Genomic DNA, 14,012 nt, shown 5'->3' on the forward strand with positions numbered 1-14,012 from the left:
CCCAAATCATGGACAAAAGTCCGTCTGATTGGAAATTGCTGGATCGTTTTGTCGAAATGCGTTCAGCTTGGCTCACGCTTATTGGTGAACATTTCCAAGATCATCAAGGGAAAAACCGAGAATATTGGCGAGTTGAAAAAACAGATTCTGTCGTCATTTTAACGATCAAGTCTGATCAGTTTTTGCTTCCTACTCCGACCTATCGCCCGGGTCTAGATCAAGTAACTCTTGATTTTCCAGGAGGACGAATTCCCTCCCATAAAACACCTGAAACTACAGTTCCAGATATCCTCAAACGAGAGTTAGGAATCGTTCCAGAAGATATCATTCAACTCACCGCTTTAAATACAGTGGGTTGGGCGATTAATAGTTCTTTTTCTAATCAAAAACTTTACGGCTTTGCAGTCAAGATTCATCCTGATACTGCGATCAGTCCTGAAAAAATTGGCGCAACTTATCCTCTTAATTCTTTGGGAATTCAAAGTTTACTTCAAGATTTAACCTGTCTCCAATGTCGAGGAATCGTATTAGAATGGCAAAGGCTTTTTTCTCATAAAAATACTTAAAAATCCGTCCCTCTTAGTAACAATTTGCTAAACGATCAGCTTTGATATTAATCTTGTAATAGGAAATACAAACAATAATGCTACACATCTTTCTCCCAACCTCCCCACCTCCCCACCTCCCCATCGATCATTTGTAGCAAATATTTAAGGATTTCATATAATTCTATAGTTTAGAGACGCTCCAGAGAACGCCTCTACCCAAACTCAATTTATAAATCAGTCTGACTTCATTCACCAAACAATCACACCACATCAATCATTTTATGATCCAATCGATAAAGGTTCAGGCTTCAATAATTCCGTCAACATTTCTGCTGGAGGCTCACTATGGGGCCAAGCAAAAGCATGACGAAATGCCGCTCGTTGACAAGCTTGTAATTGTCGAAAATCAATAATATCCAGCGTCAACAAATTCTCATATTCAAAGGGCAAACGAACGTTATGCAGTCCCGCGTTATCAGTGCAAATGGCAATATCAACTCCCGCCTCAAAACACCGCTCAAACACGACTTTAAGCTCACGGATATCTTCTAACGTTCCTGTCTTAATATAAGTCGTCGGACAAACTTCTAAACATTGTTTTTGGCTGGCTAATTCGCTTAATAATTCTGGATGTTTTAACGGAATTTGAATGCCATGACCAATTCGCATTAAATAGGGGAGGAGTTCAGGATAGCAACCGTCGGTTGTTTCATAAACGTGACCCGTCGTTTTTAAGCCTTTTGAGCGTGCATACTTGTACAAACCCACAAACTCATCTAAGCGATCGCGATAGTGAGCATCTCCCCCCGCTAAATCAACGGCACAGACATATTGAGGCATTTGCGCCGCTAAGTCAACAATCGCCTTATTCACCTCGTAGGGAAGCCGAGAGTGCATACAGAGAATTTGACTCGTGACGATGGGATACTCGTTCAACTGGCTGGCTTTCCCGACGATTTCCACGACTTGGGCCATCGCTTCAATCCGTTCAGACTGACTCAGGTGTTCCGGGGTTCGTAGATAGGGAGTATAACGCAATTCTAGATAAGCCAGATTTTCAAAGGTGTACGCCCCCCGCATTAACCGACAAATAAAATAGGGTAATGTCTCGGCTGTTTGGACGTGTTCCACCATCGTATGCAGTTCTAGATACTCATCGAGAGTATTGCGAGGTTTGGTGTAAAACGCCTCAAAGTCTGCGTATTGGGGAAACTTTTCGGCTAAGTCGTCATTGTGGCGTCGGAAGTATCGCCAGAGAATACGGGGTACAACTGAACCCCCCAAGTGGCGATGTAATTCTGCGTGTAAGGTCATAGGAGTTTTAACTTAAATGATTAATCGTTCGCGCGTGAATTTCTGGTGATCCTCCTAATCTTAACAAATCTTAATAATTCTCCCGTTACAAAAATTTATTTGACAGAAATTAGGTTAGGTGATGATAATTAGGATTTGTGTAAACTAGAAGCTTGGCGTAGAATTCCCTTGGCTAACGTAATTGTGGTCGGTGCCCAGTGGGGTGACGAAGGAAAAGGAAAGATTACTGATCTGCTGAGTCGGTCGGCAGATGTCGTAGTTCGCTATCAAGGCGGTGTGAACGCTGGTCATACCGTTGTTGTCAATAACCAAACGTTTAAACTGCATTTGATTCCCTCGGGGATTTTGTATCCCGATACGGAATGTATCATTGCTGGAGGAACGGTCATTGACCCAAAGATACTGATCCAAGAACTTGATCAAGTCGAAAGCCTCAATGTCTCTACAAGTAAGCTAAAAATTTCTCAAACGGCTCATGTTACGATGCCGTATCATCGACTGTTTGATCAGGCTTCAGAAGAACAACGTGGACAACGTAAAATTGGAACAACAGGCCGAGGGATTGGCCCGACTTACGCCGATAAGTCAGAACGGACTGGAATTCGGATGATCGATCTGATGAGTCCCGAGGGACTGCGATCGCAACTTGAATGGACGATTAGCTGTAAAAATGTTGTCTTAGAAAGATTGTACAACTTACCGCCCCTTGATGCGGAAGCAGTTATTGAAGAATATTTAGGATACGCTGAACGTCTACGTCCTCATGTGGTGGATAGTTCATTGCGGGTTTATGAAGCGATTTGCCGTCGGGAAAATGTGCTGTTTGAAGGGGCGCAGGGAACCCTTCTCGACTTGGATCATGGGACTTATCCCTACGTGACTTCTTCTAACCCCATCGCTGGCGGGGCTTGTGTGGGCGCTGGTGTCGGGCCAACGGTGATTGATAGAGTCATTGGGGTGGCGAAAGCTTACACCACTCGTGTCGGAGAGGGGCCTTTCCCGACGGAAATGGTGGATGGTATTGGAGAAGTATTATGCGATCGCGGGGCTGAGTTTGGGACAACAACGGGACGTAAACGCCGCTGTGGTTGGTTTGATGCGGTGATCGGACGATATGCAGTGCGAGTCAATGGGTTAGACTGTTTGGCGATTACGAAGTTAGATGTTTTGGATGAATTAGAAGAAATTCAAGTTTGTGTTGCCTATGATATTGATGGGGAACGTTGCGAAAATCTTCCTAGTGATCCCCATAAATTTGCCAAATGTAAACCCATTTATGAAAGTTTACCCGGTTGGAAAAAATCAACTGAAGATTGTCGCGCTTTAGAAGATTTACCACAAGCTGCGTTAGATTATTTGAAGTTTCTCGCAGAAATTATGGAAGTTCCCATTGCGATTGTTTCCTTGGGTGCAAGTCGCGATCAAACCATTATTATTGAAGACCCCATTCACGGGCCAAAACGAGCGTTACTGGATTCTAATGGTCAACCTGTTTAGACAGAAAGTTAATGTTTAGTTAGCCTGTTTGAGAAAGCCGAAAATTGAATCGAAAGTAGAGTAGGTTTGAGTTAGGGTTAAACCGATAATTTTTGTGGTCTAACATCCCTGACAATCTTTAATTTCCAGCCTCTAATGATTCATCTAATACCTTTTTAATCTCAGGAATCTTTGCTTTTGCAGCATCATATCCTTTTTGCATAATGGGTTTAGCTTGATGAAAATCAAAAATCCCAAAATCCATTAAATTCGGTTCAATTAGTAAATCCGGTTTGTCAATTTGTAGCTTAATCTCAGTCACTTGTTGTTCCATCACATTAATTGAATTTCCAATCACATCAAATATATTTAAACCTGTTTTAGGATCAGGTATCCAGTCGTCAATCTCGTTAGGTAAAATCTGTTTCAGTGCATCGTATCGACCCGTGAGATTTTGAACAATTCCACTTTCTTGCTGTTCTTTCTCTTGACGTTCCTCTGATTCTTCGTCTATTTTTTCACTGCTGATATCGCTTTGGGAGATATAGGGATAACCATCAGAATCAGCTTCCTCTGCATCTGAATCACTGTTGAGGTTAACTGCAATAATAATCTCAGCACCCATGTCTTTAACCACACTCACGGGAACGGGATTAACAATACCCCCATCGACTAAGTAAACTTCTTCGCGTTTAAAAGGTCTAAAAATTCCCGGAATTGAAATACTCGCCCTCACCGCATCAATCAAGGAACCCGAGTCAAAAACAATCTCTTTTTTTAACAAAAAGTTCGTCGCCACGCATCGAAAAGGAATCTTGACCTCCTCAATGCTCTGATCCGACAGAAATTGACTAATAAAGCCAACAACTTTTTCACCATCAATCAATCCCAGATTCGGAAAAGAGATATCCAACAAAGATAATAGATAATCAGCATCAATTTCACCCGCAAAATCTTCTAATTTACTCAATGCTTCTACACCGTAAATCGCCCCAACTAAAGCACCAATACTCGCCCCTGATATATAATCAACTTTAATCTCCGCTTCTTCTAAAGCACGAATTACACCAATATGCGCCCAACCTCGCGCACCGCCACTTCCTAATACTAATCCAACTTTTCCCAATGTACTCACCTCCTGTTTATTTAAAGTTATTTGATTTGAAGCAATTTACAGTGATTTAAAACATCAAGAACTCAGCGGAGATTCTTCATAATGATCAAGTAAATCAGCCGGATCTTTATAAATAGCAATACAACCCGCTTCTTTTAAAACGTCTTCAGAAAATCCCCCGCATAAAACCCCAACAGTTGACAACGAAATTTTCTCAGCAGCTTGCGCGTCGTAAGGACTATCACCCACAACAATGACTGATTCTTTACTGACGTTTTCAAAATGATTAAGTGCGGCGATAAAAATATCAGGATTGGGTTTAGCCTGTTCAACGTCTCCTCTTGATGTTACCCCATTAATTAAATCTTTGATCCCGAGAAGTTCTTGATAATGTTCTACAGTTTTAGGACGAGCAGAAGATGCTAAAACGATCTGATTTCCATCTGCTTTTACTCGTTCTAAGAGTTCTCGAACTTTGGGAAAAGACTTGACTTTTGGAAGAAAATTTTCCTGATAGTATTGTTTGCGATAGTCACTAATTTTATCTCCGTTTTTCTCGATTTCATCTTCCGATATGAACTCAGGGAGAATATACTCTCCACCTTTACCAATTTGTTGTCTAACGTCGTCAAAAGCGGTATGATAACCATATTGTTCAAATGCTTTTACCCAAGCTTCAGCATGAAAATGGACTGAATCAACCAGGGTTCCGTCTAAATCAAAGATAACAGCTTTAGGCATAAATATTTTTAACTCTAGAGGTTAAGTGCGATCGCTACCGAATCACCTCTCTAGTAAACCTGAGATCGCCAGCTTTTGTCCTGTATCTATAGGTATAAAAGTGTTGAGATCAAGCAAAGATCATTCTGTCAATCCCTCATCGGGATTAATTATTTTTAGAGTAGAGGACATCAGAGCAAAAAGTTAACCCTGTAATTACTAATCCTATTATTTGATGCACTTTCCCAATCTGATGTCCCCTACAGTTTTAGGATGGGTGCATCCAGAGCGAAAAGTTAATGTTGTGATTATTAATTTTATTGTCTGATCTACCCTAAAAGTCTAATAACCTAAGTAAACTTGACTCGGAAATTCCCATTTTCTTGGTCGATAAACTGCTCAAGCTGTTCTAAGGTCAACGAACTTGGCAGGGGATAACGAGCGGAAATTAAACGCTTGAGATCTGTATGATAACGGATCATCGAAGCAAAATGTCTCGGATATTTCTCCTCATCTACACCGACAAAATTACCCTGTATTTTGGCTTTCTGAAAGACTTGACGCCAACGTTCGATAGAGGGTAAACCGATAGAATTCACCCCATGAGAAAATAACATCAAATAAATTTCATCGTAGGGATCAGTATGATCTAAATAATCTTCGAGTGCATCGAGAGAAGGTTGCTTATTAAACTTCATCCAAAATGGCACCGAACCTGTTTTTAAAGTCCACATCGGTTCTGTTAATAGAAAAGATTCTACCAGCAAACAATTGGTGACAATTTGACGCTGTTTGTACCACCAACGGTAGAGTTCCGCCACAAAAGGACTCAAATCTTCCGGTTCAGTAAAAATAATTCGCCGAACATGATATCCTCGTTCTTGGGCAAACCGTTCGACATCCTGGCGTAGGTCGGCTTCAAACCCCCATTCGGCTTCGGGTCGTTCTCCATCGGGTTTGGGTGCGTCCCACTTGCGGCGATGGGAGTTGTAACGTTCGAGATAGTTTTCTACTCGCTCGCTTCCAGAGAGAAATTCTTCCGATGTTGCTCCCCCCAACGCTCCAAACTGGAAGATATGGCGATCGCTAACCTTTGTCGTCGGCCAAGTTCGCTGACATTCGACCAAAAAAATTGTCCCACCTGGGGGTAAAGTCTTCTGTAAAAAGCGCTCGTAGGTTTCCCCCAAACCCAACCGTTTCACCCGAAAATAAGCCATTCCCTGACTCGTTAACCGATCTTGACAGGGATCGTGCATTTGGTGCAATATAAGTTCTGGATTATTTTCCAGTAAAGCCTGTGATCGCTCTCGGCCCCAATTTAAAGCCTGTTTCGGTTCATCAATATCAATCTCGCCACCATGCTTAACCGGAATCAGAAACGTCTGGGGGAGCCAGGGAATACCCAACGCCGCACAGAGGTTAACCAAAGCACCACAGGACGAACCAATTGCCACAGCCGGATAGGAACGTTGGGGATATTCGTTAACCATCCACTGGGCGACAACTTCGGCTCGGACGTCTTCTAACTGTTCGGGAGCGATCGCTTCTCCTGCACTTCCAGCAATATAAACCTGTTCTTGCAGCGATCGCGGTAACTTGGTGATTAGATCGGCGATCGGTTCAAACGCAGAAGGCACCACACCCATTCCGGGAAAATCTTCTCCTCGCAGATAGGCGCTCGTTGCTCTTAGCATACCCGTAGCGGAGTCAAAGTTAGCAATATAAGGAGGAGTAAAGCCTTTTTGAGCCAGAATAGAACTCAAAATCGGGTTGGTTGAGGGTGCTTTCATCGGGTTAACTCCTTTTGTTTTTTGAGATGGGGTTGTGTACCGTTGAGGAAGGCTCGTGTGACTTTAGCGACAGCTTCCGGCATCTTATAATTGAGCGTGTGTCCTCCGTCTGCAATTTCGACAAATTGGCTATTCGGTAAGAGACTGACAATTTCTTCGGCCCATTGGGGAGATACCAACGTGTCATTTTCACCTCGGACAACCAGCGTCGGAACGTTGACGTGAGGTAGTTTTTCCTCAACTGCATCGGATAACGCCATTTGAAAAGTATGAATAACCCGTGCAAAACCCGCTTTCCAGTAATCTTCAATTTGAATTAAAGCTTGTGAGGGCGCTTCGTTGGGTGCATCGAGGATTAAACACCAAAGCTGTTGGTAAAATGTACGGGCGTGGCGATCAACTGTTGGCCCTTGTAAGATCGCTCGTTCGAGGCGGTTAGGGTGACGCACCGCAAACTCGACGATAATTTGACAGCCGAGGGAGTTTCCCAACATTGTGGCCTGTTCAATGCCCACTGCGTCCATCCATTTACAGAGGATATCAGCTAACTCGGATAAATTTAAGGGCGGTTCGGGTTTGTCGCTGTCGCCGAAACCCGGTAAATCTGGCACATATACTTGATAATCTGGTACGAGTTGTTCGGCAGTGGGAATCATGTAACGACCCGAAAGCCCTGCACCCGGCACTAAAATGAGTACAGGCGCATCTTTTGGGGGGATTTCTGCTGATATTCGGGCGTGTATTGATAAACCTTCAACGGTTGTATATAGCGATCGCAATTTTCCCTTTTGTCGGTTCATGTTCATTCTTTTGACTGGGTTTGGTTGATCGACACATCGACCAATATGACCCATTTATTTAACGGCACAACGCTGGATAGAAGCGATCGCTTCTTGCGTTTCACTCTCAATGTTCAACAGTATAACGGCTTTGATTTGACGAGACTTCTAACCACAGAAAGAACTTTTCGGAACATTGAGTTGGATCATCTAGGGGGAAAATCTAGAAAATTGTAGGGAATAAAAACGGGTTTTGCAGAAGTTACCGAGTTTTTGAGATTTTCCAGAAGACGGGAATCTGTCAAAATAGTCAACAAGAAGGCAAACAAATCACTCAAAAATGCCAAAAAAGCAAAAATTTCCGTATCTCGTCGGTTCTAAATGGACAGCGACTCAAAAAACCTGGGGTTGGCGACATTTTCAGGTGGTTAACCGTAAAAATGATGGCAAATGGGTATTTGCTGAAATGGTTGCGTCTTGCGATCCTGAAGTTCGCTTTTGGTTAAACGCCAAACAACTTAAAGATCGTAGCCTCTGGGAACCCGGATGGCAGTCTACGCAGGAGTTAGAAAATCTGGAAGGATAGATGATGGAAAATAACCCGCTAGAGACTGCAACTCATTTGTCTCAAACTGCAACGGATCAACTCAAATCTCTCGTGAACAGATTACCGCTTGAACACATTACACCGCAACTGATCGCCGAAGTCGAAGTGCTATTACAGCAAACTTTAGCGAACTTAAAAGCGGTGATCAACCCGCCCAGTTTGGATCATATTCCCTCGGATATTTTATCTCTCGCCGAAAGTTTGGGTATTCCTCTTGATGATATTGAAGTTCAGGTGGCGATGTCTTCCCATCATCTCAGTCAAATTATCGGTGTTTTGGCAGAAATTGACAATCGGGCGGAAATGATTAGACGACGGCGAGAATATTTCCTGGTTCGACTTCCTGATATAACCGTTGAAAAGTTGGGTTCACGGCTTCCAGTCATGACAGCAGCAGACTTGCAGGGGCCAACTGAACACACTCCGGCATCAGTTCGAGACGCACTGAAGGCAAAATACAATCTAAATTTATTAAACCCTAAAAGGCATTCACAAGGTTCGTTATTTGAGAGAATTAAACAAGCCAAACAAGCCCTAGAACCTCAAGATGTCAGTTTAGAAGATGAAGATGATTTACCCTTCTAATTGGGTTGAGGAGAGTTAGAAATATGAAGAATTAAAAAAAATCTTATTTTTACAAAAGAGAGACGTTATCGGTAACGTCTCTACAGAAATATTATGTCTTGAGGGCTTGTCAAATGCTAAACCCTCAGATCAGAATTAAACTGATTATACAGAGGACTCCTGCGGGAGAACCTGGCTGCTCTGAGCTGCTTTTCCGTTAGTGTGACCGTTATTGTTGCGGGGTTGGATTAAACCGTATCCTCCATGATTAACACGTTTGTAAATGACGTTTAGTTCTCCGGTGTCGGCATTGCAAAACACATAAAAATCATGATCGACGAGTTGCAATTGTTCCAGGGCATCTTGAAGGTTCATCGGTGGCATGGCAAAGTATTTGGTGCGTACCACCTCTGGGGGAAGTTCCGGTTGGCGATCGCCAATCAAATCTTCGATCACAGGTTGATTTTCTACCACTTCCGCGAGTTTAGGCGGATGAAGATGTTTTCCTTGCCGTTTGTCTTTGAATTTGCGAAGTTGACGAGCGATCTTATCAGCAACGAGGTCAATACTCGCATACAGATTTTCACTACTTTCTTGGGCGCGAATCACAGTTCCATTTGCGTAAATTGTGACTTCGGCTGTTTGCTTTGGATTTATCCGAGGATTACGAGCAATTGATAAGTGAACATCCACTTCGTTCGTAAGCTGCTGATAATGACTGACCGCCTTAGTAATTTTTTGATGCACATATTCGTGAATCGCTTCAGTTATTTCAAGATTTTTACCCTGAACCACAAGCTTCATAAAGCTTCCTCCCGCTCATAATGTGGGCATAAACTCACCTTAACACTTTGGATTGAGGATAGATTACCCCTTTAACATCTGTTGCATCTCTTGACAATTCTTGATATTTTAAGGGTAAAGTTATGTTAACTTCTACTTGATTTTTGAGAAGATTTCTACTATCCTCTTAGCTTTTTTATCCTCTATGTATTGAGTACGTCTATTTATGATATTAACATATACATTATCTACAAAATGTCTGTTTTGTTTGATCCCCATCCTCCTCAATGTCGAGTTTATCACTTAGGATTAGTCCCTTACCTGATGGCTTGGCAGTGGCAAAAATCGCTTGTACAAAAGCATCAACAGCATCCAGAGTCCGATGATGTACTTTTATTACTAGAACATCCACCTGTCTATACGCTAGGACAAGGGGCTGATCCAAAGTTCATAAAATTTAACCCCAATTCTCAGAATGCCGAACTTCATCGAGTCGAACGGGGCGGCGAAGTCACCTATCACTGTCCAGGTCAGTTAGTCGGCTATCCCATTCTCAACTTACGACGCCATCAACAAGATTTGCACTGGTATCTCCGACAGCTAGAAGAAGTGATTATTCTGGTTTTGGCGGTTTATGGGGTGAAAGGTGATCGGATTTCCGGCTTAACGGGAGTTTGGATCGCTGAAAAAAAAGTCGCTGCTATCGGGATTAAAGTCAGTCGTTGGATCACGATGCACGGTTTTGCGATTAATGTCTGTCCAGACTTAGAGGGATTTGAACAGATTGTCCCTTGTGGAATTTCTGATCGTGCGGTTGGCAGTTTAATCGAGTTTATACCCACTGTTACCCTCGAAGAAGTGCGATCGCAAGTTCAAATCGCCTTTGCAGAAGTCTTTGGTGTGGAACTCGTCATCGTTGAAGGTCAACCCAATGGGGAATAGACACAATTCACAATTTTCTCCTGAATAATTTAAGATGACGACAGTAGCTTTTAATTATTCTGTCCTATGAACTTCAGAATTCTTGCTACCGTGATGGTATTGAGTGTAGTAACTCTCGTTCAACCTACCCGAGCGGAAAACATAGAAACAATTCGTCAGCTTTTGTCCAGCAAACAATGTCCAAATTGCAACCTTGCAGGTGCGGGTTTGGTTTTAGCCGATTTAGTCGGTGCTGATTTACAAGGGGCGAACCTGACTGGGGCCAATCTCAGCCGCGCCAACTTGACGGGGGCCAATCTTACCGGGGCGAACCTGACGGGGGCTAGTTTACACGGCGCTAATTTAACCGGCGCCAATTTAGCAAGAGCTAATCTCAATGGTACCGATCTGCGAGGGGCTTATTTGATGAATGCAGTTCTCACCGAAAGTAATATCAAAGATGCTCAATTGGTGGGTGTTATTGGAATGCCAACTAATACGGGAAAAGCAGAAGATTATTACTTTTGGGGAGTTCAAGAAGCCAAAGAAGGAAACTATGTGAATGCGATTGATTTTTATAGTCAAGCTATTCGTTTGAAGCCCGATTTAGCGGCGGCTTTTTTTGGTCGTAGCATGGCTAAAGCAGATTTAGGAGATTTAGTGGGTGCGATCGAAGATGCCCGATCTGCTGAAAAATTGTATGAAACTTTAGGATCAAATGAGGGTAAAGAAATTTCGACTCAATTAGTTCAAATTTTAGAATATCAGCAAAATCCTGAAAAACCTGATAATAATGGCGGGGGATTTCTGGGAGCGTTACAACAAGCAGCTCCTTTGCTGTTGAGATTACTGTTCTAGGTCAAGTTATTAATCTAGTTGTTGTGTGACTGAGGGAGGTAAAGTATGAGTGATCAGCAGAAATCTTTTTGGGATTCTGTCGGCAAAAAAGCATCGGGTTTTGGAAAGTCAATCGGTCATCAAGCCTCAGAAGTGAGTAAAAATATCACCAAAAAAGCAACCGATGCGGCTAAACAAAAAGCTACAGAAATGGGCGAAACGATTAGTAATAATGCCTCGGAAGCGGGAAAAAAGGTGATGGAAACGGCAGCAGGTTCAGTGGACTCTGCGAAAAAACAAACTCAAAACTGGGTAGAAAATATTTATTCAGAATCGGAAGATAGTGCCGAATCAACTCCATTACATGACTGGAGTTTCGATGAACTCTATCATACTTTTGTTAGATCTCAAACTGCAAGTTTTGGCGGGACTCAAACCGTGACGCTGAAAACAGGTAAAAGCTACACTGTTAAAATTCCGACTAATCCCAAAGAAGGCTCTACTTTGCGTTTGAAAGGATGTGGTTTAGAGGGAAAAGATGCCTTTTTGGTGCTGCATACGTTATTAAATCCTGTTTTTAATATTGACCGCAAAATCAATAATTTAATTGTTCAAGCTCCCGTTTATGATCGGACAAAAGTTCGGTGTTTAGAAGCCTATAACCGGATGAATTTGGCTTTACCAACGGAAGATTGTGCGGCGTTGAATTTGCTAGATTATTTAGTTTTTTCCTCGAAAATTTATGCAGAAATTGGTCAACGTTATACAATTGCTAGTCATAATTCTCGTTTACTTGGGTTAGAAGATTGTGTGCAAAAAGTATTAACAGCTTCTCAACTTGAGACGGAAGATCAAAAACGGATTCGTTCGACTTATCAATATTTTAGGAGTGGAGAAGCGGTTCCTGAGTTAAAAGTTTTGGATCAGCTTGATGCCATTATTCTCTATTCTAATTTAAAACCGGAATTAAAAAAATATTATTTAAGAGCAAGTGCGATTACACGAGTGATGACGATTGACTGGATTATGGTGAATGAGATTGATGTCAATCAACAGATTGTTCAGTCAGATCGACCTCGTTTTTTGGCTGTATATTTACAACTTAGAAATGATCAAGAAATTGTTGATTTGAGAACGTTAGAGGCATTTGATGCTTGGGTGGAAAAGGCAAATCTGCCTCTCATTTGTACAATCACCTATAAACTGGTTCGTCAGCGAGAGTTTGAACTGAATGATGAGTTTGAGTTGGATGATTGTAGTGAATCTTATCAGGCGATCACAGCGATGAATCAAGCGGTGAAACAGTCTAGAGAGGGTCAGGAGTTGAATGATAATTATCAAGTCAATGTTATGGAAATTAAGCCGGGAATGTTGACGGAAACCGCCTATGATTCGGTGTCGAGAGGGGGTTTAGGACTGTTAAGCGGAATGCCAATGATCAAAGACTCAAAAACATTTATAGAAACCGCAGCTAGAATTGCAATTACTCGGGTGAGTCAAATCACAAGTGCAGAAAAAATGAAACTGGGAATTGCGATGGTTTCTAACTCGGAAAAAACCAACACCACAGTTGGAGTAAATTGGCAAGCGGTGAGTGCATTAGGAACACAAGAACAAGGTATTAGTCAGTTATCTGGCTTGGATGCTTATCGAGCAATCATCATGGAAATAGAAGGAGTCATGGGTTTAAGTCAAGGGAGTGATCAGAAATCTCTGAATCAGTCTGGGTTAAACGTTTGGAAGTTATTACGTGGAAATAGCGATCGACAGCGAACTCTTGAGCAATTAGAACATCAGTTGTATTGTTGAATAACTTGACCCTTTGCTCTCCAACTCTGGGACTTCCCGAAAAATCTATTTCTAGGATCTAGACACGCCTAAAATAATTTGCTATCATACGAAGATGTCACACTTGGAGAGGTGGCTGAGTGGTCGAAAGCGGCAGATTGCTAATCTGTTGATAGGTACGTAAGGCCTATCCGAGGGTTCGAATCCCTCCCTCTCCGTTCTATACAAGGGGTTTCAAGCTTCTATATCTAAAAGAAAACTGGGGTCTAGACTGCGGAGTAACACGATTCTCCTGCGCCTTCATGTGTTTTGTTGCGGGAGGAATCTCATCCTGTGTTTGAGCCTCTCAAAGAATCCCTTTTTAAGAGTGTTAAGTTGATTCACTTCGATCAAAACTTAACTCTCAAAACTGAACTCTGAACCCAGAACCAAATTTTTTCCTTTGCTGATCACGGGGTAAAGGTTGATTCGATTGTTCCCAGATTGTCCTGTTCATGCAGTTTCAGAGTCCAGCTTACGGTAAAAAATTAAACGGTGCAGTTAGAGGGTAAAATCAATCAGATGAGAGTCCAGATATGACCATTGTGGGCGGAGACAATTTTTGAACTGAATGTAAACAGTCTGCAAAAATGATGTGCTACAGTGGTTAAATGCGTAAGAACTCCATCTAGAGAAGTAAATTGGTCTAATTTAGTTTAATATTAATGAGAGTTCAATGGTTGTCATTTTAAATTTAATTAATAAACTCAAACAAACTCTAAAATTTAATTA

The 14,012-nt window shown here is 42.1% G+C and carries 13 protein-coding genes and 1 tRNA gene; 8 read left to right on the forward strand and 6 right to left on the reverse strand.

Annotated features, from left to right (window positions below; all coding sequences use genetic code 11):
• Nucleotides 1–8: 8 nt before the first annotated feature.
• On the forward strand, nucleotides 9–566 hold the full coding sequence (locus L8106_RS00920) for an NUDIX hydrolase (protein ID WP_009782271.1): 558 nt from the start codon (nucleotides 9–11) through the stop codon (nucleotides 564–566).
• A 261-nt stretch (nucleotides 567–827) separates the two neighbouring features.
• Here the strand turns inward: L8106_RS00920 and L8106_RS00925 are convergent, their stop codons facing one another.
• Nucleotides 828–1,862, reverse strand: a complete 1,035-nt coding sequence (locus L8106_RS00925; RefSeq protein WP_009782272.1) for an adenosine deaminase — start codon at nucleotides 1,860–1,862, stop codon at nucleotides 828–830.
• A 168-nt stretch (nucleotides 1,863–2,030) separates the two neighbouring features.
• Between L8106_RS00925 and L8106_RS00930 the strand changes: the two genes are divergently transcribed.
• Complete coding sequence (locus L8106_RS00930; RefSeq protein WP_039895239.1) at nucleotides 2,031–3,359, forward strand: adenylosuccinate synthase; 1,329 nt, start codon at nucleotides 2,031–2,033, stop codon at nucleotides 3,357–3,359.
• Between the two features lie 118 nt (nucleotides 3,360–3,477).
• On the opposite strand, the gene L8106_RS00935 is transcribed toward L8106_RS00930, so the two are convergent.
• The 4 genes from L8106_RS00935 to L8106_RS00950 form a co-directional block, all read right to left on the reverse strand.
• Nucleotides 3,478–4,464 (reverse strand): patatin-like phospholipase family protein, encoded by a 987-nt coding sequence (locus L8106_RS00935; protein ID WP_009782274.1) that lies wholly within the window; start codon nucleotides 4,462–4,464, stop codon nucleotides 3,478–3,480.
• Between the two features lie 63 nt (nucleotides 4,465–4,527).
• Entirely contained in the window at nucleotides 4,528–5,193 is a 666-nt protein-coding gene (locus L8106_RS00940; protein WP_009782275.1) for an HAD family hydrolase, read from the reverse strand.
• A 329-nt stretch (nucleotides 5,194–5,522) separates the two neighbouring features.
• Complete coding sequence (locus tag L8106_RS00945) at nucleotides 5,523–6,962, reverse strand: hypothetical protein (protein WP_009782276.1); 1,440 nt, start codon at nucleotides 6,960–6,962, stop codon at nucleotides 5,523–5,525.
• The gene (locus tag L8106_RS00950) at nucleotides 6,959–7,762 is read right to left on the reverse strand and encodes an alpha/beta fold hydrolase (RefSeq protein ID WP_039895180.1); all 804 of its coding nucleotides are present in this window, start codon (nucleotides 7,760–7,762) and stop codon (nucleotides 6,959–6,961) included. The genes L8106_RS00945 and L8106_RS00950 overlap by 4 nt, the downstream gene beginning before the upstream one ends.
• A gap of 319 nt (nucleotides 7,763–8,081) precedes the next feature.
• On the opposite strand from L8106_RS00950, the gene L8106_RS00955 reads away from it, so the two are divergent.
• Nucleotides 8,082–8,327, forward strand: a complete 246-nt coding sequence (locus L8106_RS00955) for a TIGR02450 family Trp-rich protein (RefSeq protein ID WP_009782278.1) — start codon at nucleotides 8,082–8,084, stop codon at nucleotides 8,325–8,327.
• A complete protein-coding gene (locus tag L8106_RS00960) occupies nucleotides 8,328–8,933 on the forward strand; it encodes a hypothetical protein (RefSeq protein WP_009782279.1) in 606 nt (201 codons plus the stop codon).
• Between the two features lie 144 nt (nucleotides 8,934–9,077).
• Here L8106_RS00960 and hpf read toward each other — a convergent pair whose 3' ends face one another.
• Entirely contained in the window at nucleotides 9,078–9,716 is a 639-nt protein-coding gene (hpf, locus tag L8106_RS00965) for a ribosome hibernation-promoting factor, HPF/YfiA family (RefSeq protein ID WP_009782280.1), read from the reverse strand.
• A gap of 234 nt (nucleotides 9,717–9,950) precedes the next feature.
• Here hpf and lipB point away from each other — a divergent pair, with 234 nt between their 5' ends.
• The 4 genes from lipB to L8106_RS00985 all read left to right on the forward strand — a co-directional run bounded on the left by lipB (nucleotide 9,951) and on the right by L8106_RS00985 (nucleotide 13,459).
• On the forward strand, nucleotides 9,951–10,637 hold the full coding sequence (gene lipB / locus L8106_RS00970; protein ID WP_009782281.1) for a lipoyl(octanoyl) transferase LipB: 687 nt from the start codon (nucleotides 9,951–9,953) through the stop codon (nucleotides 10,635–10,637).
• 66 nt (nucleotides 10,638–10,703) lie between these two features.
• Nucleotides 10,704–11,474: a pentapeptide repeat-containing protein gene (locus L8106_RS00975; protein WP_009782282.1), complete on the forward strand. Its 771-nt coding sequence runs from the start codon at nucleotides 10,704–10,706 to the stop codon at nucleotides 11,472–11,474.
• 45 nt (nucleotides 11,475–11,519) lie between these two features.
• Nucleotides 11,520–13,262, forward strand: coding sequence for a hypothetical protein (locus L8106_RS00980; protein WP_009782283.1), 1,743 nt, complete (start codon nucleotides 11,520–11,522; stop codon nucleotides 13,260–13,262).
• Nucleotides 13,263–13,367: 105 nt separating this feature from the next.
• Nucleotides 13,368–13,459: transfer RNA gene (locus tag L8106_RS00985), tRNA-Ser, on the forward strand.
• Nucleotides 13,460–14,012: the final 553 nt, after the last annotated feature.

Origin of the sequence: Lyngbya sp. PCC 8106 (assembly GCF_000169095.1) — a bacterium.
In the GTDB taxonomy this organism is placed as follows: Bacteria; Cyanobacteriota; Cyanobacteriia; order Cyanobacteriales; family Microcoleaceae; genus Capilliphycus.